The 19191-nt window shown below is 54.0% G+C and carries 20 protein-coding genes; 8 read left to right on the top strand and 12 right to left on the bottom strand.

Annotated elements, in window-relative coordinates:
• Window positions 1-27 precede the first annotated feature (27 nt).
• A complete protein-coding gene (locus AC6I8K_RS04280) occupies window positions 28-759 on the bottom strand; it encodes an SDR family NAD(P)-dependent oxidoreductase (RefSeq protein WP_497826276.1) in 732 nt (243 codons plus the stop codon).
• 99 nt (window positions 760-858) lie between these two features.
• On the opposite strand from AC6I8K_RS04280, the gene AC6I8K_RS04275 reads away from it, so the two are divergent.
• On the top strand, window positions 859-1239 hold the full coding sequence (locus AC6I8K_RS04275) for a winged helix-turn-helix transcriptional regulator (protein ID WP_483816881.1): 381 nt from the start codon (window positions 859-861) through the stop codon (window positions 1237-1239).
• Window positions 1240-1422: 183 nt separating this feature from the next.
• Here AC6I8K_RS04275 and AC6I8K_RS04270 read toward each other — a convergent pair whose 3' ends face one another.
• Window positions 1423-1590, bottom strand: a complete 168-nt coding sequence (locus AC6I8K_RS04270) for a hypothetical protein (protein WP_196762366.1) — start codon at window positions 1588-1590, stop codon at window positions 1423-1425.
• Between the two features lie 212 nt (window positions 1591-1802).
• On the opposite strand from AC6I8K_RS04270, the gene AC6I8K_RS04265 reads away from it, so the two are divergent.
• Window positions 1803-1973, top strand: coding sequence for a hypothetical protein (locus tag AC6I8K_RS04265; RefSeq protein ID WP_007887091.1), 171 nt, complete (start codon window positions 1803-1805; stop codon window positions 1971-1973).
• Window positions 1974-2084: 111 nt separating this feature from the next.
• Window positions 2085-2318 (top strand): hypothetical protein, encoded by a 234-nt coding sequence (locus AC6I8K_RS04260; RefSeq protein ID WP_064740385.1) that lies wholly within the window; start codon window positions 2085-2087, stop codon window positions 2316-2318.
• Window positions 2319-2432: 114 nt separating this feature from the next.
• Here AC6I8K_RS04260 and yniD read toward each other — a convergent pair whose 3' ends face one another.
• From yniD to AC6I8K_RS04235, 5 genes are all read right to left on the bottom strand, one after another.
• Window positions 2433-2540, bottom strand: coding sequence for a small membrane protein YniD (yniD, locus tag AC6I8K_RS04255; RefSeq protein ID WP_021507251.1), 108 nt, complete (start codon window positions 2538-2540; stop codon window positions 2433-2435).
• A gap of 79 nt (window positions 2541-2619) precedes the next feature.
• Window positions 2620-3048, bottom strand: a complete 429-nt coding sequence (locus tag AC6I8K_RS04250) for an OsmC family protein (RefSeq protein ID WP_483816880.1) — start codon at window positions 3046-3048, stop codon at window positions 2620-2622.
• A 64-nt stretch (window positions 3049-3112) separates the two neighbouring features.
• Entirely contained in the window at window positions 3113-4303 is a 1191-nt protein-coding gene (lldD, locus tag AC6I8K_RS04245; RefSeq protein ID WP_064740382.1) for an FMN-dependent L-lactate dehydrogenase LldD, read from the bottom strand.
• A complete protein-coding gene (gene lldR, locus AC6I8K_RS04240) occupies window positions 4300-5070 on the bottom strand; it encodes a transcriptional regulator LldR (protein ID WP_483816879.1) in 771 nt (256 codons plus the stop codon). Before lldR ends, lldD begins: the two co-directional genes overlap by 4 nt.
• 176 nt (window positions 5071-5246) lie before the next feature.
• The gene (locus tag AC6I8K_RS04235; RefSeq protein ID WP_497826275.1) at window positions 5247-6419 is read right to left on the bottom strand and encodes a cyanate transporter; all 1173 of its coding nucleotides are present in this window, start codon (window positions 6417-6419) and stop codon (window positions 5247-5249) included.
• Window positions 6420-6506: 87 nt separating this feature from the next.
• On the opposite strand from AC6I8K_RS04235, the gene AC6I8K_RS04230 reads away from it, so the two are divergent.
• On the top strand, window positions 6507-7367 hold the full coding sequence (locus AC6I8K_RS04230; RefSeq protein ID WP_497826274.1) for a LysR family transcriptional regulator: 861 nt from the start codon (window positions 6507-6509) through the stop codon (window positions 7365-7367).
• Between the two features lie 88 nt (window positions 7368-7455).
• The gene (locus AC6I8K_RS04225) at window positions 7456-8817 is read left to right on the top strand and encodes an amidohydrolase family protein (RefSeq protein WP_497826273.1); all 1362 of its coding nucleotides are present in this window, start codon (window positions 7456-7458) and stop codon (window positions 8815-8817) included.
• 130 nt (window positions 8818-8947) lie between these two features.
• Here the strand turns inward: AC6I8K_RS04225 and AC6I8K_RS04220 are convergent, their stop codons facing one another.
• Window positions 8948-9145: a hypothetical protein gene (locus AC6I8K_RS04220; protein ID WP_039333073.1), complete on the bottom strand. Its 198-nt coding sequence runs from the start codon at window positions 9143-9145 to the stop codon at window positions 8948-8950.
• A gap of 401 nt (window positions 9146-9546) precedes the next feature.
• On the opposite strand from AC6I8K_RS04220, the gene dbpA reads away from it, so the two are divergent.
• From dbpA to AC6I8K_RS04205, 3 genes are all read left to right on the top strand, one after another.
• Window positions 9547-10926, top strand: coding sequence for an ATP-dependent RNA helicase DbpA (gene dbpA / locus AC6I8K_RS04215; RefSeq protein ID WP_064740377.1), 1380 nt, complete (start codon window positions 9547-9549; stop codon window positions 10924-10926).
• 140 nt (window positions 10927-11066) lie between these two features.
• A complete protein-coding gene (locus AC6I8K_RS04210) occupies window positions 11067-12029 on the top strand; it encodes a chemotaxis protein (protein ID WP_007887101.1) in 963 nt (320 codons plus the stop codon).
• Between the two features lie 322 nt (window positions 12030-12351).
• Complete coding sequence (locus AC6I8K_RS04205) at window positions 12352-13908, top strand: methyl-accepting chemotaxis protein (protein ID WP_497826272.1); 1557 nt, start codon at window positions 12352-12354, stop codon at window positions 13906-13908.
• Between the two features lie 76 nt (window positions 13909-13984).
• Here the strand turns inward: AC6I8K_RS04205 and AC6I8K_RS04200 are convergent, their stop codons facing one another.
• The 4 genes from AC6I8K_RS04200 to AC6I8K_RS04185 all read right to left on the bottom strand — a co-directional run bounded on the left by AC6I8K_RS04200 (window position 13985) and on the right by AC6I8K_RS04185 (window position 18931).
• A complete protein-coding gene (locus AC6I8K_RS04200) occupies window positions 13985-15274 on the bottom strand; it encodes an HAAAP family serine/threonine permease (RefSeq protein ID WP_497826271.1) in 1290 nt (429 codons plus the stop codon).
• Between the two features lie 363 nt (window positions 15275-15637).
• On the bottom strand, window positions 15638-16633 hold the full coding sequence (locus AC6I8K_RS04195; protein WP_497826270.1) for a glycosyltransferase family 2 protein: 996 nt from the start codon (window positions 16631-16633) through the stop codon (window positions 15638-15640).
• A complete protein-coding gene (locus AC6I8K_RS04190) occupies window positions 16630-17937 on the bottom strand; it encodes an oligosaccharide flippase family protein (RefSeq protein ID WP_497826269.1) in 1308 nt (435 codons plus the stop codon). The genes AC6I8K_RS04195 and AC6I8K_RS04190 overlap by 4 nt, the downstream gene beginning before the upstream one ends.
• A gap of 16 nt (window positions 17938-17953) precedes the next feature.
• Window positions 17954-18931 (bottom strand): glycosyltransferase family 2 protein, encoded by a 978-nt coding sequence (locus tag AC6I8K_RS04185; RefSeq protein WP_497826268.1) that lies wholly within the window; start codon window positions 18929-18931, stop codon window positions 17954-17956.
• Window positions 18932-19191 lie beyond the last annotated feature (260 nt).

Here is a 19191-nt window from a genome sequence, read left to right as displayed (position 1 = left end):
CCATCCTGAGATGGCCGTAAACACGCCTCACACTTGCGTCAAACCGCCATCCACACAGATTTCTGCGCCCGCAATGTAACTGCTTTCATCGCTGGCGAGGAACAGCGCGACGTTGGCCACTTCTTCGGGTTTGCCCATTCTGCTGAGTGGGATGGTGCTGGTTATTCCGGTGCGCACCTCGTCAGACGCCGCCTGCATCATATCGGTATCAATCGGGCCGGGAGCCACCACGTTAACACGGATGCCACGCGCGGAGAGCTCACGCGTCCAGGTACGCGCAAAGGATCGCAGCGCGGCTTTACTGGCGCTGTAAACGCCGTAACCTTGGGTGCCAATCACATCCGCAATTGACCCTATCAGCACCACGCTGGCGCCAGGCTTCAGCAGCGGCAACGCCGCCTGCAGGGCAAATACCGGCGAGCGTACATTGAGGCCGAAGATGCTATCAAAATGCTCTGCGTTGATCTCATCAATGGTGGCGTACTCCGCCATCCCAGCATTGATCACCAACACATCCAGCTGCCCGGATTCGCGCGTAATCGTCTCAATAATGCGCGTCAGTTCACTCTGCTGGCTCACATCGGCACGCAGCGGATGCGCGTTGCCCGTGATGCTGCGGCTGGCGGCCTGTAACTCTTCGTCACGGCGCGAGGTAAACCAGGTTGTCGCTCCTTCGCGGGCAAAACGCTGGCTAATTGCCAGACCTATTCCCTTTGCGCCGCCCAATACCACCGCCACTTTGTTTTCCAGTCTGCTCATCTGCTTTCTCCTGTTTGGGTAGAAAATAGATGGTATATATTTTATACTTAATAACAATTACGCACTTTGTTTATACCAGATATCGCGGAGTATATCGCCATGGCAGAGATCGACGGTAACAGCTTGAGAGATGTAGGAAAAACCCGGCCGGTGTTGGAGCACATCACCAATAAATGGTCGATATTAATTCTTACCGTGCTGTGCACGAAGCCCGCGCGGTTTAATGAGATTCGTCGTCGACTGGATGGCATCACCCATAAAGCGTTAGCGGATGCGTTAAAGCGGCTGGAGCGGAATGGGCTGGTGAATCGTGAAGTGCTGAACACGGCCCCAATCGGTGTGGAATATAGCCTGACGCCGCTCGCGCAGACGCTGCAACAACCGTTTATCGCGCTGTATGACTGGGCGCTGGAGCATGGTCCAAGCCTGGAACGTGCGCAGGAAGAGTACGACCGCACCCACACCGAAGAACGGGTGTAAGGTCGCCATTCATGGCGTAATGGTTGTCAGTTAAGAGATGAAAAAACTTAATTACCGAGCGCACACACTGTAGCGGCGCAATTCATTGCGCGATAAATCGCGCCGCTACGGAAGGTGCGGTGATTTGGTACGGCGTTTAACCGATCGGCATGACGCCATTCATGGCGACCCAAGGCGCAGAAATTACTCTTTTTCTGCTTCGAAATGATTTTTGAACTGCTCATAGATGGAAATCATATTAGACGCATCACCGTGCAGCGGGCTCAGCTTCCCCGCCCGCACCAATTCAATCACCAGTTGCAGGGCGGCTTGTTTTGGGTTGCTAGCCGGATGGGCAATTTCGTTTGACATGTTAACGCACTCATCGTTTTTATCAGGGCCGCATAGTTTAGCCCAGATTACGCTACTGATGCGCGCCGCGATGCGTATAATCTGCTCAGTCAGACAAGAAAGCCGCTCAGGGTGATAATTGACTCCCGCCGCGTTTAGCTATACTGGATCAAAAAAGGGAACGACCAGCCACACATTCCGTACCAACGAGAAGGTGTTAAAGGAGTCTGATTATGCTGATTGGTTTTGTTTTATTAGTGAGCGCGTGTGGACATGATGCCTGCGACGCCTTACCGGTTTCGGAGCGCATTTATCCGACCAAAGTGGCCTGTGAGCAGATGGCCGATCGCATCCATAAAGTCCGGCCTAATGTGGTCTTACTTTGTGGCGAAGTGCACCGTTAATTCGGTGCCAGTTTTATTAGGGTCGCGCAAAAAACAGCCAGGCAGCATTGCAAGAATCGGTTGTAGCGTTCAAAATATAAGCTGCTTTTCACTATCACCGTTGTGAATCCAATGAAAACTTCTCGTCCCCGTCGTCCAAACGGACGCTGGGTTTATTACATTTTGTATGATGGCATCCTGTGGCCCTGCCCCGTACGTTGGGAATGGGAAAGCGGCTTCGGCGGCTGGCTGCCCTTCTACTTCTCGCCCACCTTCGAGTTTGTGGCGGGCGATCCGCGCAAAGCCTATCGCATTGCGCGCAGCAGCGTGCGTAACGTCCGGCAGACCGATGGCGAATACGCCTGATTGATTAGCGAATTTGCCACGGGAACCACGACGCCGTGAGCAGATAATGCAGTAACTCCAGTACCAAAATCACCATCACCAATACGCCGAGCTTGTGGCTGCAAATCCAGTCCTTCAGCCCCATATCATCGCCGCCCAGCGAATCAGCATCAGCGCTCCGCAGATGCACAACAGCACCACGATCATTTTCCAGTGTTTGGTTGCAGCCAGTTTTTTTGCCACGCATCCTCCAGACGGCAGAAAGCAACGATGCGCCCTAAGGCGCACCGTTGATTCTAACGCTGGTCACCCAATTGGGCGATTATTTATTCAGCGTATAGTCGAGCGTAATCTCGGCATTCAGTACCTGAGATACCGGGCAGCCCGCTTTGGCTTTCTGGATAATCTCATCGAACTTCGCGTCATCAATGCCTGGCAGCGCAATGGCGCTGGTCAGCGCGATCCTGGTGATGGCGAAACCCTCGCCCTTTTTATCCAGTGACACATCAGCCGTGGTATCGATACTGGTTGGCTTATGCCCTTCGTTGCCCAACATCAGCGACAGTGCCATTGAGAAGCAAGCGGCATGCGCAGCACCAATCAATTCTTCCGGGTTGGTGCCCTTTTGCCCTTCGAAACGGGTGTTGAAACCGTACGGTTGATTGCTCAACACGCCGCTTTCCGTGCTTACCGTACCTTTGCCTTTAATGTCGCCTTCCCAATGGGCCGATCCTTTCTTATGAATAGTCATGTCATTCCTCCTGTTGTGTTCGACAGGGTTTCAGTATAGACAACATCACTGATTTTGCTGGCACTCAGCTCACCGCCCGCGGACGTGCCGGGCTCAATCCCGCCTCGCTCAGCAGCGCATTGGCCTGCACCAGCGAGGCTTGCGTGATCTCTTTGATCGATTTCGCGCCGGTCAGCGTCATCGCCACTTTCATCTCTTTCTCAATCAAATTGAGCAGATTCTCAACGCCGCGTTGACCGTGCGTTGCCAGCGCATAGACAAATGCGCGCCCCAGCAACACGCTGTCGGCACCGAGTGCGATCATCCGCACCACGTCTAAACCGCTGCGGATGCCGCTATCGGCCAAAATAGTGATATCGCCTTTCACCGCATCGGCAATCGCCGGTAACGCGCGCGCCGACGACAGCACGCCATCCAGCTGACGTCCGCCGTGATTCGACACCACAATGCCATCGGCACCAAAACGCACCGCGTCCCGTGCATCTTCCGCGTCGAGAATGCCTTTAATGACCATCGGGCCATCCCAGAACTCCCGAATCCATTCCAAATCTTTCCAGGAAATGGAAGGATCGAAGTTGTTCGCCAGCCAGCCGATGTAATCTTCCAGCCCGGTCGGTTTGCCGAGATAAGTGGAGATATTGCCGAGATCGTGCGGGCGGCCATGTAAACCGACATCCCACGCCCATTGCGGATGCGTAGCCGACTGCCAGTAACGCCGCATGGCCGCATGCGGACCGCTCATGCCGGAATGCGCATCGCGATACCGTGCGCCCGGCGTCGGCATATCGACGGTGAACACCAGCGTGGTGCAGCCGGCGGCTTTGGCGCGCTCCAGCGCATTGCGCATAAAGCCACGATCGCGCAGCACATAGAGCTGGAACCACATGGGTCGATTGATGGCCGGTGCCACTTCTTCGATTGGGCACACCGACACGGTAGAGAGCGTAAACGGAATGCCTTTCAGCGCTGCCGCGCGTGCCGCCTGCACTTCACCGCGCCGCGCATACATGCCGCACAAACCCACCGGTGCCAGCGCCACCGGCATCGACAACGTTTCGTTGAACAGGGTGGTCTCAAGGCTCAATTCCGACATGTTCTTCAGCACGCGTTGGCGCAGCGCCACATCGGAAAGATCGGCGACATTACGCTTCAGCGTGTGTTCGGCATATGCACCGCCATCCAGATAGTGAAACAGGAACGGCGGCAAGATGCGTTGCGCCGCGGCGCGATAGTCACTGGCAGCAGAAATAATCATCCATTTTTTTCCTTATGCTGAGGTAAATCGTGGCCCGGCAGACGCGTAATGCGCGCCTGGCGCGCTTCATCTTCGTGCAGGGCTTTCATGGTGGTATGCACAAAACCGAGGTGATCCATTGCTGCCTGGCGCGCCGCTTCAGCGTCACCGGCCATCACCGCATCGAACAGCGCTTGATGCTGCTCATTAAGACGATTGAATATCACCGGATGGGTATACATGCGCTGGCGGCTGTGCAGCACCGAGGATTGCAGCAGATCAAAAAAGCCGCGCATGGTTTGCAGCAACACCACATTATGCGAGGCTTCGGCGATGGCCAGATGGAAGCGCAAATCGGCCTGCGCGGCGAGATCGGGATCGTCGCTCTCATTCATCTTCAGCAACGCATCGAACGCATAGCGCAGCCGCTCTTTATCCGATTCGGTGGCACGTAACGCCGCATGCCACGCGGTGCTGGCTTCAATGGCGTGCCGTGCTTCAAGGATGTCATAACGATAATCGGGATCCTCCGCCAACAGCTGGCGAATCGGCTCAACGATGCGCTGTTCCGACCACGGCTGCTGCGGCTGACGCAGCCAGGTACCGCCACCGCGTTTGCTGACCAGCACGCCGCTGCTGATCAGCTGCTGAATCGCCTCGCGCAGTGACGAACGCGAGACACCGAACTCCGCCGCCAGTGCGCGCTCCGAAGGTAAACGCATGCCCGACTCAAGCTGATGTTCTGTGATCCAGGCGCTGAGCCGCGCCCGCAGTGTATTTTGCGTCATCGCATTATCCTGAGTAATTCTCTCCCGCCACGCTGAATTGGTAGGACCAAAATTCAGCGCAACGGGTTTTGTGGAAGAGAATGGTTAATGCTTTGTTATTTTGATGCAATGAAACGGGCGGGATTTTTCAGGTTATGTGACGGCTTGGCCATATTTGCACCGTGCGGTAGGACCAATTACGCCGCAGTCCGACCAAAGGCACGCCGATAACTGCGGGGATGAAAGCGCAAGTTGAGCAAGATCAGCCCAACCGTCACCGCCGCCTGCATCAACCACACGCTGGAAAAACTGTGGGTTAACGCCTGTAGCTGGCCGGCAATAAACGGCATGCTACCGGCGATAATAAAGCCCGCGCCCTGCATAAAGGCAACCAGTCGCGCACCGGCCTGCGGATGTGGCAGGTGATCGAGCGCCAGCACCATCGCCAGCGGGAATGCTGCACCCAGCCCAAATCCAGCAATTGCCGCCCACAGCCACGGCGCGAACAGCGGTGCAAACAGGAAGCCACTCATGCCGACCAGCTGACACAGCAGGCTGATAATCAGCTGCGGACGCCGATCCGCCTTACGCGCCAGCAGCGGCATCAGTAATGCCCCCGCAACCTGACACAAAATCATCGCGCCGAGCAGCGATCCGCCGGCCTGCGCCGACCAGCCAAGGTGATGATAAGCATCCGGCAGCCAGGCAACGCAGGTGGCGTAACCGCCGTTCACCAGGCCAAAACTGATCGCCAGCGTCCAGGCGCGCGGCGTACGCCACAGTGACGGCAGCGCAATGTTTTCCGTGCTGGCGGTGGTGGGTACGCGCACGTATAACCACAATCCAATCGCCAGCAGCACCGGCAGCGCCCAGCCGGTCAGCGCTAGCGACCAGCCGAAACGCTCGCTGAGCCACGGCGATAACGCCGCGCCCAACCCGCCGCCGCCCATCAGTGCGCCCGCCCACAATCCGGTGACCGGCGCGCTGCGCTGTGCAAACCGCTGACGAATCAGGCCCGGCATCGCCATCTGCACCACGCCAACGCCAAGCCCGCCAAACAGCGCGCTGACCACCAGCCAGCCGCCGTCATGGATCAGGCCGCGCGCCGCCAGCGCCAGCAGCAGCAGCGTCAATCCGGCCAGCAGCAAGCGTTGCAGCGGCACGCGCTGCATCAGCGAAGCGCTCAGCAGCGCGACTGCGCCCATCATTATCATGGGTACCGCAGGCAGCAGCGAAGCCGCCAGTGAAGAGAGTCCCATCGTCTGACGAAGCTGACCGAGTAATGGACTAATAGAAGTGAGTAACGGTCGCATATTCAGCCCAGCCAGCACCAAAGCGCCGAGCGTTAATCCGTCATAATGTCGATTCATACACAATCCTGCTGTAAAGAGGTTGTCAGCATCGCAGCAGTCGCTACTATTTGGAAATGAAATAACACCATAACGACCAGTGGAAAAATGAATCGACAGCCGATGTTTACCCCGCAGCAGCTGCTGAGTTTTGTGGCGGTGTGCGAAACCGCCAGCTTCACCCGCGCCGCCGATCGTGTGCATCTGTCGCAATCCACCGTCAGTCAGCAGGTGCGTCGGCTGGAAGAGATGATTGGCAAACCGCTGCTGGAGCGCACCTCGCATCAGGTGGCGCTCACCGAAGAGGGCGAGAAACTGCTGGGCTATGCGCGCCGCATTATTGCGCTAAACGGAGAAGCGCATGACGTGCTGAGCGATAAATGGCGCGACGGCGTGTTGCGTCTCGGCGTGCCGGAAGATTTTGCCGCGCCGACCGCCGGTTTACTGGCGGAGTTCAGCCGCGAACATCCGCAACTGCGCCTCGACGTGATGAGCGGCATGTATGTCGATCTGCACCGCGCCTGGCAGCGCGAGGAGCTGGATATCATGCTGATCAAACAGCCGGGCGGCGAACGCCCACTGGCTTCGCGCCCCGAGCCGCTGCTGTGGCTGGACAGCGCCGAACATCCCTGTTTTGAGCAAACGCCGGTGCCGCTGGTGGTGTTCCCGCAGCTCGGTCTCTATCGCGAAGAGATGGCGCAGACGCTGGATACCCTCGGCCGCAGCTGGCGCATCAGCTACAGCAGTGCCAGTTTGGTGGCGCTCGCCAGCGCCAGCGCCGCCGGATTAGGCTTAACCCTGCTTCCTGCCAGCTGCCGCCTGCCTGAGCATCGCGTGTTAGGTGAGGCTGACGGGTTACCCGATATCAACCATTTTGAACTGGCGCTGTTTTGCCGTGCGCCACAGGACACTCCGCAACAGGCTCTGGCCGCCGCGCTGGTCACGTTTTGCCACTTACAGTGGCAGTGATTTTTCCACTGCTCATCAGTGGCAAATATCGCAGCGCGATGCGTTGAGTTTTGCCAGATTAAGCGTTTCTCATTTGATGGAACCTCTGATGCAACTTACCTCTCCCAGCCGTCGCGAATTTCTTAGCCTGACCGCCGCCGGTAGCCTGCTGGCCGCCGGTATCAGCTACGCCGGCCCCGCTTCTCCACTGCTCGCCAACAGCATACAGCCGCACACGCCACCGCCGCGCGTGGCGCATTATCAACTGCTCAACGTACGCCTCGAAGAGGGTTTTGAGCGCGACGGTAATGAGGTGATCGCCACGCGCACGGCCCTGTATGACATCACGATTAAAGACGGCACGTTTGCCGCAATCGAGGCGGCAGGCAACGCGCGCAACGCCGCGCTGCCGCAATGGGATGCCAACGGCACCCTGCTGCTGCCGCGCACGCGCGACATGCATATCCATCTCGACAAAACCTTCTACGGTGGGCCGTGGCAAGCGCCGCGTCCGCGTCAGGGCAAAACCATCATGGATATGATTGCACGTGAACAGGTGCTGATACCGCAACTGCTGCCGACTTCGCAGGCACGTGCCGAAGCGATTATGGGTCTGCTGCACAGCAAAGGCACCACCGAAGCGCGCAGCCACTGCAATATCGATCCGGTGAGCGGTTTGAAAAGTCTTGAGCATCTCAAGCTGGCGCTGGCCGATCACCCGGAATTCCCGTGTGAAATCGTTGCCTTCCCACAGCACGGTTTGCTGCACTCGAAGGTGGATGGCTTGATGCGCGAAGCGATGCAGATGGGCGTACAGTTCGTGGGCGGACTCGATCCCACCAACGTGGATGGCGCGATGCAGGCGTCGCTGGATGCCATGTTCCAAATCGCCATCGACTTCCAGCGCGGCGTAGATATTCATCTGCATGAGACCTCACCGTCTGGCGTGGCGGCGATTCAGTACATGATCGATACCATTGCTAAAAATCCGCAGTTGAAAGGCAAAGTGACGCTGAGCCACGGTTTTGCGCTCGGGACGCTGGAAGGCAAAGCGCTGGATCAGATGATTGCAGGCATGGCCGAGCAGCAGATGAGCGTGGCCTCGACGATTCCGATTGGCAAACTGACCATGCCGCTGCCGCAGCTGCAGGCGGCGGGCATTACCGTGATGACCGGCACCGATAGCGTGATCGATCACTGGTCGCCGTTCGGCACCGGCAGCATGCTGGAAAAAGCCAATGTGTATGCGCAGCTGTATCGCGGTTCCGATGAGTTCGGTTTGAGCCGCGCGCTGCATATCGCCACCGGCGGGATTTTGCCGCTGTCGAATCAGGGCGAGCGACAATGGCCGAAGGTCGATGATGAAGCCAGCATGATGCTGGTCGATGCCAGCTGCTCCGCCGAAGCCGTGGCACGCATCTCCCCGGTACGCGCCACTTTCCACCGTGGATTGCCGGTGTTTAGCGCGTAATATTCCGTAGGGTCGCCATTCATGGCGGCCGTTCCAAAAACCGCACAGATCAAAACAAAAAAGCCTCCGCAAGGAGGCTTTACGTACGACATAAAAAGGGTGGCACACGCACACCCGATGAGTGCTGGATTTACGAAAGCATCTGAATCGCCAGCGCATACAACCGCTGGTTTTCATCGTCACTAACAGGCTCTTCTTCCGCGTAACAGGCAATCATGGAGCTGACTTTATCAGATGACAAAGTTTCTCCGTGCAGATGCAGCGTTAACACGGCGCGGCCGACGATTTTCAGAATGTCTTCGTTTTGTCCCTGGACGTAATGACTCAATGAAATGACCTCTGAATTATTTTGAGTATCTAATCGTTCACCTAATGGCGCGCTAAATATAAAGCAAAGCGACAGGTTTTTTTAATCAGAATTTCTCCCATCCGTAGCAACACATAAGCGTTACATCTGCAAAAAATCGAACAAAAGCCCCTGAATAACCCGCTTATCAAGGCTAATTGCACCTTTTCGTTCACTATGTATGTTTTTAGCGCACTCATCTTTGAGAATATCTACCGCAAAAGCATTAGAATTTCGCGATAGTTATCGTTGATTAATTAAACAAAGCGAACGTGACACTTACTGATTTCAGGGGTAAAGCAAGCGCGCTTTTGCCATTGCCGATGCGGGTCCTTTCTGCCAGACTGACCGCCGCAATCCTACCCGCAATTAGAGACATTCCCGTGACTGCTTTTTCTACCCTGACGCAACTGCCCGCCAGCCAACTCGATAACCTGCGCGAGATGGGCTTCGACGCCATGACGCCGATTCAGGCCGCTTCCCTGCCCGCTATTCTGGAAGGGCGCGACGTGCGTGCGCAGGCGAAAACCGGCAGTGGCAAAACCGCCGCCTTTGGCGTGGGTTTACTGAATCGCATCGACAACAGCCAGTTCCACACTCAGGCGTTGATTCTGTGCCCGACGCGCGAACTGGCCGATCAGGTCAGCAACGTGCTACGTCAGCTGGCGCGTTTTACCCGCAATATCAAAATCCTGACGCTGTGCGGCGGCCAGCCGATGAGCGCGCAACGCGATTCACTGGTGCATGCGCCGCATATCGTGGTGGGGACGCCGGGCCGTTTGCTCGATCATCTGAAGCGCGACAACCTCGATCTCAGCAAGCTGCAAACGCTGGTGCTGGATGAAGCGGATCGCATGCTGGAGATGGGCTTCCGCGACGACATGGAAGCAATCATTGGTTTCACGCCGGAAACGCGCCAGACGCTGCTGTTCTCTGCCACCTGGCCGGATACCATCGCCAGCCTCAGCCAGCGTTTTCAACGTGATGCGCTGGCGGTGGCCACTGAAGATAAAACCGAGTTACCCACCATCGAGCAGCAGTTTATTGAAGCCAGCGCCAAAGAGCGTCACAGCCTGCTCGGCGCCCTGCTCAGCCAGCAGCAACCGGCCTCCTGCGTGGTGTTCTGTAACACTAAGCGCGAGTGTGATGACGTCGCCGCTGCATTAAATGAACGTGATATCAGTGCGTTAGCGCTGCATGGCGATCTGGAACAGCGCGATCGCGAGCGCGTGTTAATTCGTTTCGCCAACGGCAGCATCCGCGTACTGATCGCCACCGATGTGGCTGCACGCGGCCTGGATATCAAATCGCTGGCGTTAGTGGTGAATTTCCAGCTGGCGTGGGATCCGGAAGTACACATCCACCGCATCGGGCGTACCGGTCGCGCCGGCGAAAAAGGGCTGGCGGTGAGCTTTGTTGCCCCAGACGAAATGGTGCGCGCCAATGCGCTGGAAGAGTATCTGCAGCAGAAGCTCAACTGGATCGCTTCCAGTACGCTGAAAGGCATTAGCGCTAAATCGCTGCCGGCGACCAAAATGACGCTGTGCATTGATGGCGGCCGCAAAGCCAAAATCCGTCCGGGCGATATCCTTGGCGCGCTGACCGGTGAAGCCGGATTCAATGGCGATCAGATCGGCAAGATCGATATGACCGCCACGCACGCTTATGTTGCCATCGACGCCGCTCTGGCGAAGAAAGCCCTGATCAAGCTGAAAGAGGGCAAGATCAAAGGCAAAAGCGTGCGCGCCATTCTGCTGAAGTAAGATGTGTAAGCGTGAGGGCGATCGCTCTCACGCTAAAATTTCCGTTATCTCCCCTTCATTTTTTTTCTCTTCTGCCGATAAGTTAATCATGGCGATTTTGCCCTGCCCTTTTCCCTGCCCAGATCTGCTCCGAGGCCATGATGGATAATTTTCAGAAAGAGATCGATGAACGCGCCAATCTTGCGCTTTCCAATAAATTCGAACTGCTGTTGTTCCGATTGGGTTCCGATCAGCTGAAAGGCAAATCTGAGCTGTACGGCATCAACGTGTTTAAACTGCGCGAAATCGTGCCGATGCCAACCATCACCCGCGCCGCGGGTATGCAATCGCCGCTGTTGGGCATGGCGAGTATTCGCGGTCAGTTTATTCCGGTTATCGATCTGCCGGCTGTCACCGGCTGCAAACCGGAAACCGGCCTTAACCTGCTGCTGGTGACGGAGTATGCGCGCAGTACTCAGGCGTTTGCGGTGGAATCGGTGGAGAACATTGTGCGTCTCGACTGGAGCCAGGTGCATACCGCGGAAGCGGGCATCGGCAGCCGTAACATCACCAGCATCGCCTGTCTGGATACCGACGGTCAGAGCAACAATCTGGCGATGGTGCTGGATGTTGAGCAAATTCTGTATGACATCATCCCTTCAGTACGTGGCGTTGAGCCGAGCGCCGAAACTGCCAAAGATTTCAATCTTAAGCCGGGTCAGGTGGCGATTGTTGCGGAAGATTCCAAAGTGGCGCGTCAGCTGCTGGAGCAAGGGCTGAAAAGCATGGGCATCCCGGCGATTATGCATAACACCGGTCTGGAAGCCTGGATTAAGATTAACGAGATGCAGAAAGAAGCCGCAGCCAACGGTGAATCGATCCATGACAAGATCGCCCTGGTGCTGACCGATCTCGAAATGCCAGAAATGGATGGCTTTACCTTAACGCGTAACATCAAGCGCGATAACAATCTGCGCCAGATTCCGGTGGTGATCCACTCCTCGCTCTCCGGTAGCGCCAACGAAGATCACGTGCGTAAAGTCGGTGCCGATGGTTACGTGGCGAAATTCGAAATTAACGAACTCTCCAGCGTGATCCACGGCGTACTGAAAAAACCCCGTTAATTACATCGTTATCCCGGTGCGCATAAATGCGCACCCTACGAAACGCCCTTGTAGGGTCGCCATTCATGGCGACCTTATGACAACTTCTTAAATACCAGCCAAAAATCACCGTTACTGCCGTTAACCATTCTGTGACCTATCTCTAAAAATTAAAGTTAAAACATTAATAACCGATAACAGAAAGCGCTTGCGCCGCAACTGCCATACCAGATTTGTCACGCTGCGTAACGAATTTTCATCTTAGAAAACATCAACCTGATGCGGGCACCTTGCCTGCTTTTCCGTCTTGAAACATTAATTTCTGGTATTACGGGGAGAACCAATGTTGAGCTTAAAGAATATGAAGGTCGGCGTCCGTCTGGGCATCGCTTTTGGTTTAGTGGTCGCACTGTTAGTTATCGTCGGCGTGACGTCGATCAGCAAAATCAACAATATCAAAACCGGCATCACTTCGATTGTTGAAGATCGCTACGTAAAAGTCCGTCTCGGTTTTGACGTGCGCGACGGGGTTAACGATCAAATCAAATATCTGCGCGGCATCGTGATTGATACCACGCGCCCGGAAAATAACGTCAAACGCTACCAGCAATTAGCCGAAGCCACCGAACATACCAATAACGCAATGAATAAAATCAAAGCGCTGCAGGTAACCGAAGTGGGTAAAAAGAAAATTGCTGGCCTGCTGGCGGCCAGTGACAAGTTTGAAGTTGAGAAGAAAGAATTATTGGAACTGGTGCGTGCTGGAAATGCCGAAGCAGCAAGTACTTATGTGTTGAAATCTATAACGAATACGCAGAATGCATTCCTGGAAAGCGCTGTCGCTTTTGCCAACTCTCAATCGGCACAGTTGGAGCAAGAAGGCGCAAGAATCATTGAAAACGGCTCATCTGCGATTGAGATGACGCTGATTTTCTCTGCCATTGCGATTGCGGCCGCAATTGTATTGGGCTTTATGCTGACACATTCGATTGTGCGCCCACTCAACGAAGCGGTAGAAATCGCCGGGAAAGTGGCGGCAGGTGACCTCAGTTCACACATTGAAATCAGCGGCAAAGATGAAACCGCCGTACTGATGCAGGCGCTGCAGGCGATGAACGACAACCTGCTGACCATCGTTTCCGATGTGCGCGCGGGATCCGATACTATCGCCGTCGCATCGAATCAGATCTCCAGCGGCAACATCGATCTCTCTTCGCGTACCGAACAGCAAGCCAGCTCGCTGGAAGAGACCGCTTCGGCGATGGAGCAGATGACCGCCACCGTGAAACACAATGCAGAGAACGCGCGTGAAGCCAATCAACTGGTGGCGAATACCTCCAATGTGGCGAAACAGGGCGGTGTGGTAATGGAACAGGTGATCGAGAAGATGGAAGCCATTACGCTCTCTTCGAAGAAGATCGTTGATATTATCAGCGTAATCGATTCGATTGCCTTCCAGACCAATATTCTTTCACTTAACGCCGCGGTCGAAGCCGCACGCGCCGGTGAGCAAGGCCGTGGTTTTGCCGTGGTGGCGACCGAAGTGCGTAATCTGGCGGCACGTTCTGCTTCTGCCGCAAAAGAGATCAAGGTGTTAATCGAGGATTCTGTGGCACAGGTCGATGAAGGCAGCCGCCTGGTGACGCACGCCGGTTCCACCATTGGTGAAGTGGTTAGCAGCGTGAAAAGCGTGGCGGATATCATGAGTGAAATCACCATCGCCAGCAGCGAACAGAGCAGCGGGATTAGCGAGATTAACTCGGCGATAACCCAGATGGAAGCGGTGACGCAACAGAACGCAGCACTGGTGCAGGAAGCCTCAGCAGCGTCGCAGGCGTTGCAGGAGCAGGCGGATCGTTTAGCGCAGTCGATGAGCGTGTTTAAAACCGCGGCGGTGTAAGGATAACCAGGTCGCCATAAATGGCGCCCCTACGGCGTAAGGTGCGCATTAATGCGCACCTTGTTGATGACCAATATTAATTCATCAGCGAATACGCAATCGACGAAATCGCCAGCACGCCAACAATCACCACAAACAGGTTACTGATCTTCCCGCTGTACTGCCGCATCGCCGGCACTTTCTGGATGGCGTACATCGGCATCAGGAACAGAATCATCGCAATAATCGGCCCGCCAAGGGTTTCAATCATCCCCAGAATGCTTGGATTCAGCGTCGCCACCAGCCAGGTGGTCAGCAACATAAAGCCGGTGGTTAGACGATTCAGGCGCTGCGGCGTGACGGTTTTACCGCGGCTGCGCAATGACTTCACCACAATGCCGTTAAAACCTTCACGCGCCCCCAGATAATGCCCAAGGAACGATTTGGTGATCGCCACCATCGCGACAATCGGGCCCATCCACGCAATCATCGGCACATTAAAGTGGTTAGCTAAGTAAGACAGAATGGTGATGTTCTGATCTTTCGCCGCCTGCAGATCGGCTGGCGACAGGCTCAGCACGCAGCTGAACACAAAGAACATCACCGTCACCACCATCAACAAATGGGCGTTCGCCAGAATGCGTGAACACTTTTTCTCGGCGCCAGCACCGTATTCATCGCGCTTGGCGACAGCAAACGACGAAATGATCGGCGAGTGGTTGAAGGAGAACACCATTACCGGAATTGCCAGCCACAGCGTCATCAGGATGCCGTGACCGCTGACGCTCTGGCTCAGCGACAAGGTTTCCAGCGCCGCGCCATGCCAGTGCGGCACCAGATAAGCCGCCAGTAGCATCAGCACCGCTACAAACGGGAACACCAGCACGCTCATCGCTTTCACAATCATCTGCTCACCGAAGCGCACCACCGTCATCATGCCGATAATCAGAATCAGCGACAGCAGCGCACGCGGCGGCGAAACCAGACCTAGCTGATGCACGATAAAGCTATCAACGGTATTGGTAATCGCCACGCTGTACATCAGCAGGATCGGATAGATGGCAAAGAAGTAGAGCAAGGTGATGATTTTGCCGGCACCCACACCGAAATGCTCTTCAACCACTTCGGTGATATCTTCGCCGGGATTTTTACCGGAGAGCACAAAGCGCGTCAGCGCGCGATGGGCGTAATAGGTCATCGGGAAGGCAAGGATCGCCATGATAATCAGCGGAATCAGCCCGCCTGCCCCGGCGTTAATCGGCAGGAAAAGTACGCCCGCACCAATCGCCGTACCGTAAAGACCCAGCATCCACACGGTATCACTCTTGCGCCAGCCCTTCGCCGCCGTTTCTACGGTGCCAAGCGTACCGGTTTGTGAGTTGTCCATCTGTCTCTCCAGAATTTCAAGCTTTATCAACATGCAGCCACAATGATGGCTGCCAATCATGGCGTGGGCGGCTCCGCCCGGCCGGAACGCAAAGGATGACGCTTCATGAGATGAAATTCACGCATCCTGATGTCCTGCGCCGCAGAAAATGCACGAAACATGCGCGCAATCGATTGCATGGGGCGCTATTTGACATGAGACGCGGGATGAGTGCAAGAAGGAGTAATGGGGAGTCAGCAGAAAGGCGTGAGGAAAGTGGACAGGTGCGGCAACGGGTAGGTTGATAACATCGGGGGAAACTCCCCCGATAATTAGCCTCTGAAACAGCAAATGCGTCCAGAGGCTAACACCGGGAGAATTTAATTAGAATGCACGCATTCTGTATAATGCATAAAGAAAATAGTACGCTGTAAGTGTATTCAAATTCATAATCATGTACTTCAATTTTTCATTTTTATTCAGCAGGATGAAAATACCTTTTGAGTATTTACCCCGCTTTATTTCATTAATTTCCTGGGCAATATCCGCAGGTGAAAACGAAGCGTGATACATAGCGGTCACAATCTGCATATCCAGCGCGAGCACACGTTTTGAGATGCCTTTGAGGAAATAGTCGAGATCGCTGGACTGATATTTACTAATGATCGAATCATAAAGCGCGGTGAGAAACTGTTTACGCACTTTCAGTTCACTGTATTGCACTTTACGCTTCGATAATGAACCCTCCACGTCTTCATAATGATAAGCCGCACCCGGCGTCACCAGGAAGTTGCTAATGCAGCTGAAGAATTTAAGGTTAAACAGCAAATCCTCGCTCATTGAAATACCTTCCAGGAAGCGCAGATTCAGTTCCTCAATAATCTGACGGCGATAACATTTGTTATGGAGATAGCCGATGTTATCACTCATCTCCAGTTCACCCAGCACGTAAGGAATGTCCTCCTGGCTGAAGAAGCCCGCCTGAGACACTTTCCCTACGCGGTTGTCGTTGAGGTTTCCTACCATCAAATCGACAGATTCCGCTGGCCAGGCATCAAGATGTTGTTTGAAGATCATGAGGAAATTATCGTCCACCCAATCATCCGCATCGAGGAATAACATATATTCGCCGCTGGCGTGCTGCATTCCATTATTACGGGCGGCGCTGACACCGGCATTAATCTGGTTAATGACCGTGACCTGTGAATAAGCGCTAAACTCCTCCAGTATTTTCGCGGTTGAATCGCTGCTGCCATCATTGACCACAATAACCTCATAACTGCTGAACGTCTGTTGAAGCACGCTCTGCAAGGTACGTTTAACGGTTTTTTGTGCGTTATAGACGGGAATGATAAGACTAAATAGTGTTTTTTCATTCATGATAAACTCTCTTTACTGTCTGAGGTTTTGATATTGTTAAATAACAGCCATAGTTTCCTGGGGTTGATAAATACCTGGTGAATACGCATTACAGGTTGAGCAGGGAAAAAATAATTAAGCAGGGAGAACGATAAGAACTCGGTTAATACCACGCTCATGGCCGCGCCGTTTAAACCAAAATAAGGAACCAATAATAAAGAGGACGCCACGCAAATTAATAACACTACGAAGGTTTTCTTAACTAAGTAACGATATCCGTTGTACTTAATAATAAAACGGTCCATAACACTGCTGAGCACTGCACACATCGCACCCACGCTGAGTAACAGCGTTGGCGCTACGGCATCGAGATAATCCGCCCCGTAGAAGTTGCGAATAAACCATCCGGACAATAACCAAATCGCCAGAATCACCAGCGAGGAGACGCCAATCACCAGCAGATGTAATTTCTGCGCTTTGATAATTGACTGCTTATCATCACGCTCGGCAAAAAATGCTGGAAAAAAGGAAGCCAGTAACGCATTGGGTAAAAAGACCCATGCAGTGGCGAGTGTCAGCGCTACGGTGAAAATGCCCGCCTCTTTTACACCAAGGAAATAAGAGACGCTGAGTTGGTTCACGCGGGTATAGATCGCCACAGCAATCACTGAAAACACCAGGGAAATACCCGATGCCACCATATAGCGTGAATATTTTTTCATCTGGCGCAGTGCCGGAATCGGCACCTGGCGATGGTATTTAAGGAAAATCACCAGCTTGATAGCAAACGGAATAAAGGTTGCCAATACGATCGGAATCGACAATAGCTGCGGGTCCAGGCCGTAATAAGAGATAAAGAAGCGCACGGTTAAACTGATGGCCAGCCCCGCCAGATTGGCCATCACATTCAGGCGCGCATTGAGCCTCGCCTCGTTGTAGATATTCACCAAATCGAGTGAGGAAAACAGGCAGGCAATTGCCGCTGCGCAGATAAACACCCGCGCTTCAGCACGCCACTCTTCTCCCATGATCAGCATGCCGCTTGCCGCCAACACGCCATAAATCAGCAACACCAACAGAAACGTCGCCATCATTAAGCGCATGCCGGAGTGATGATTTTGCGACAGGCGTTTCAACAAAATCACATCGCTGCCCATCAGCGCGATGCTCTGGATGAACTGAAATACCAGCATTGAGATCGAAATAATGCCGAAGGTGGTTGGCCCAACATATTTCGCCACATAGGAGGTGACGAATATCAGGCCAAATACCGCAATCAGCTTTTCAGCGATCATCCACATGGAATTTTTTAATTTATCTTTCACAACTCAACCTCAGCGTTTATTTCTGTGCCAGTCGGCGCAGACGCGATACCAGTCGTGGACTGACAAAAAACAGCGCAAAGTACAGGCTCCACGGATTGAGCATCAATCCAGAGGTGAAATAGGACTTAAAGCTGCGACGGTAGAGCGAAATATATTCATCAATAAAGGCGCGACTGAATCCGTCGCTGTGCAGCGCTTTATAGATATAGGACGAGGTGACTTTTAAATAGAGATGGTAATAACAGCGACTATGCTGCGCGGATAAAAACGCCTGCATGCCATTAAAGGAACGCGCAAATGAGAAATGCTTTTCACGTAACGCCGACCGTGTGGCCGAGTTGGTGGATACCACGTAGTGATAAACCACCTGCTGGGTGAAGACCACCTGACGATCCTGTTGCAGATGCAGGTAATTGATCACAAACAGCAGATCTTCGAAGTTGTAAATCTCTTCGTTAAAACTGAGTTGATGCTGGCGAATGACATCGCCGCGAAACACCTTATCGCAGATGCCGTGACGCGGATTAAAATAGAGCAGATCATTGATTGCCGCCGACGCCGCCAACTGGCGAGTGTCAGTGGTGTTCGCCGGGAAATCGAGCGGCTCACCTTGCGGCGTGAAGTGCTGAGATGCTCCCACCACCATCGCCACCGGGTTTTGCATCAACCGCACATAGGTGGCAAACGCGCTAGCAGGCAAAAAATCATCGGCGTCTAAAAAACACAGCAGTTTGCCGCGTGAAGCGCGAATGCCCTGATTGCGCGCCGACGAGACGCCACCATTGGTTTTGTCGATGATGTGGAAATGCGGGTAATGGGCGTAGTTCTGTAATATCGCGAGCGAATTATCGCTGGAACCGTCGTTAATAAAAATCACTTCAAAACGGCTTTCTTCCTGCTTTAGCAGGCTATCAATGCATCGCTCCAGATACGCCGCGGCATTATACACCGGCACGATGACGCTGATTAAAACGTCGTTAACGGGATTTTGCATATAACCTCTGGACTCTGTCGAAGTAAAAAGTTGCGGGCGGAAAAAGTAATCGCTGAACGTTGCAGCGATTAACGCTGCGCGTTGCTTGCGCCCGGCTTAACATTTATTGCCTGTTTATTTCAGAGTTTCCTCAGGTCAACTAAAATTGGCCTTTAATTCTCTCTAAAAAGATGACTGAATAAGATAATCGCCAAATAAACCGTGCAGATTTATTCTGTTTTCTTCAGGTAAATCAGGCAGGCTACCGCCCCAGGCTTGCA

The organism is Pantoea sp. X-Soil-ISGK-421 (assembly GCF_059730785.1).
This window is presented reverse-complemented; position numbering and strand designations above follow the sequence as displayed.

What these genes read in the sequence shown, in the direction of transcription:
- AC6I8K_RS04280 (WP_497826276.1), bottom strand. Translation starts at nt 759, where the DNA reads ATGAGCAGACTGGAAAACAAAGTGGCGGTGGTATTGGGCGGCGCAAAG.
- AC6I8K_RS04195 (WP_497826270.1), bottom strand. Translation starts at nt 16,633, where the DNA reads ATGAATGAAAAAACACTATTTAGTCTTATCATTCCCGTCTATAACGCA.
- lldD (WP_064740382.1), bottom strand. Translation starts at nt 4,303, where the DNA reads ATGATTATTTCTGCTGCCAGTGACTATCGCGCCGCGGCGCAACGCATC.
- AC6I8K_RS04265 (WP_007887091.1), top strand. Translation starts at nt 1,803, where the DNA reads ATGCTGATTGGTTTTGTTTTATTAGTGAGCGCGTGTGGACATGATGCC.
- AC6I8K_RS04260 (WP_064740385.1), top strand. Translation starts at nt 2,085, where the DNA reads ATGAAAACTTCTCGTCCCCGTCGTCCAAACGGACGCTGGGTTTATTAC.
- AC6I8K_RS04205 (WP_497826272.1), top strand. Translation starts at nt 12,352, where the DNA reads ATGTTGAGCTTAAAGAATATGAAGGTCGGCGTCCGTCTGGGCATCGCT.
- lldR (WP_483816879.1), bottom strand. Translation starts at nt 5,070, where the DNA reads ATGACGCAAAATACACTGCGGGCGCGGCTCAGCGCCTGGATCACAGAA.
- AC6I8K_RS04225 (WP_497826273.1), top strand. Translation starts at nt 7,456, where the DNA reads ATGCAACTTACCTCTCCCAGCCGTCGCGAATTTCTTAGCCTGACCGCC.
- AC6I8K_RS04270 (WP_196762366.1), bottom strand. Translation starts at nt 1,590, where the DNA reads ATGTCAAACGAAATTGCCCATCCGGCTAGCAACCCAAAACAAGCCGCC.
- AC6I8K_RS04275 (WP_483816881.1), top strand. Translation starts at nt 859, where the DNA reads ATGGCAGAGATCGACGGTAACAGCTTGAGAGATGTAGGAAAAACCCGG.
- AC6I8K_RS04210 (WP_007887101.1), top strand. Translation starts at nt 11,067, where the DNA reads ATGGATAATTTTCAGAAAGAGATCGATGAACGCGCCAATCTTGCGCTT.
- AC6I8K_RS04235 (WP_497826275.1), bottom strand. Translation starts at nt 6,419, where the DNA reads ATGAATCGACATTATGACGGATTAACGCTCGGCGCTTTGGTGCTGGCT.
- AC6I8K_RS04185 (WP_497826268.1), bottom strand. Translation starts at nt 18,931, where the DNA reads ATGCAAAATCCCGTTAACGACGTTTTAATCAGCGTCATCGTGCCGGTG.
- AC6I8K_RS04200 (WP_497826271.1), bottom strand. Translation starts at nt 15,274, where the DNA reads ATGGACAACTCACAAACCGGTACGCTTGGCACCGTAGAAACGGCGGCG.
- AC6I8K_RS04230 (WP_497826274.1), top strand. Translation starts at nt 6,507, where the DNA reads ATGAATCGACAGCCGATGTTTACCCCGCAGCAGCTGCTGAGTTTTGTG.
- AC6I8K_RS04250 (WP_483816880.1), bottom strand. Translation starts at nt 3,048, where the DNA reads ATGACTATTCATAAGAAAGGATCGGCCCATTGGGAAGGCGACATTAAA.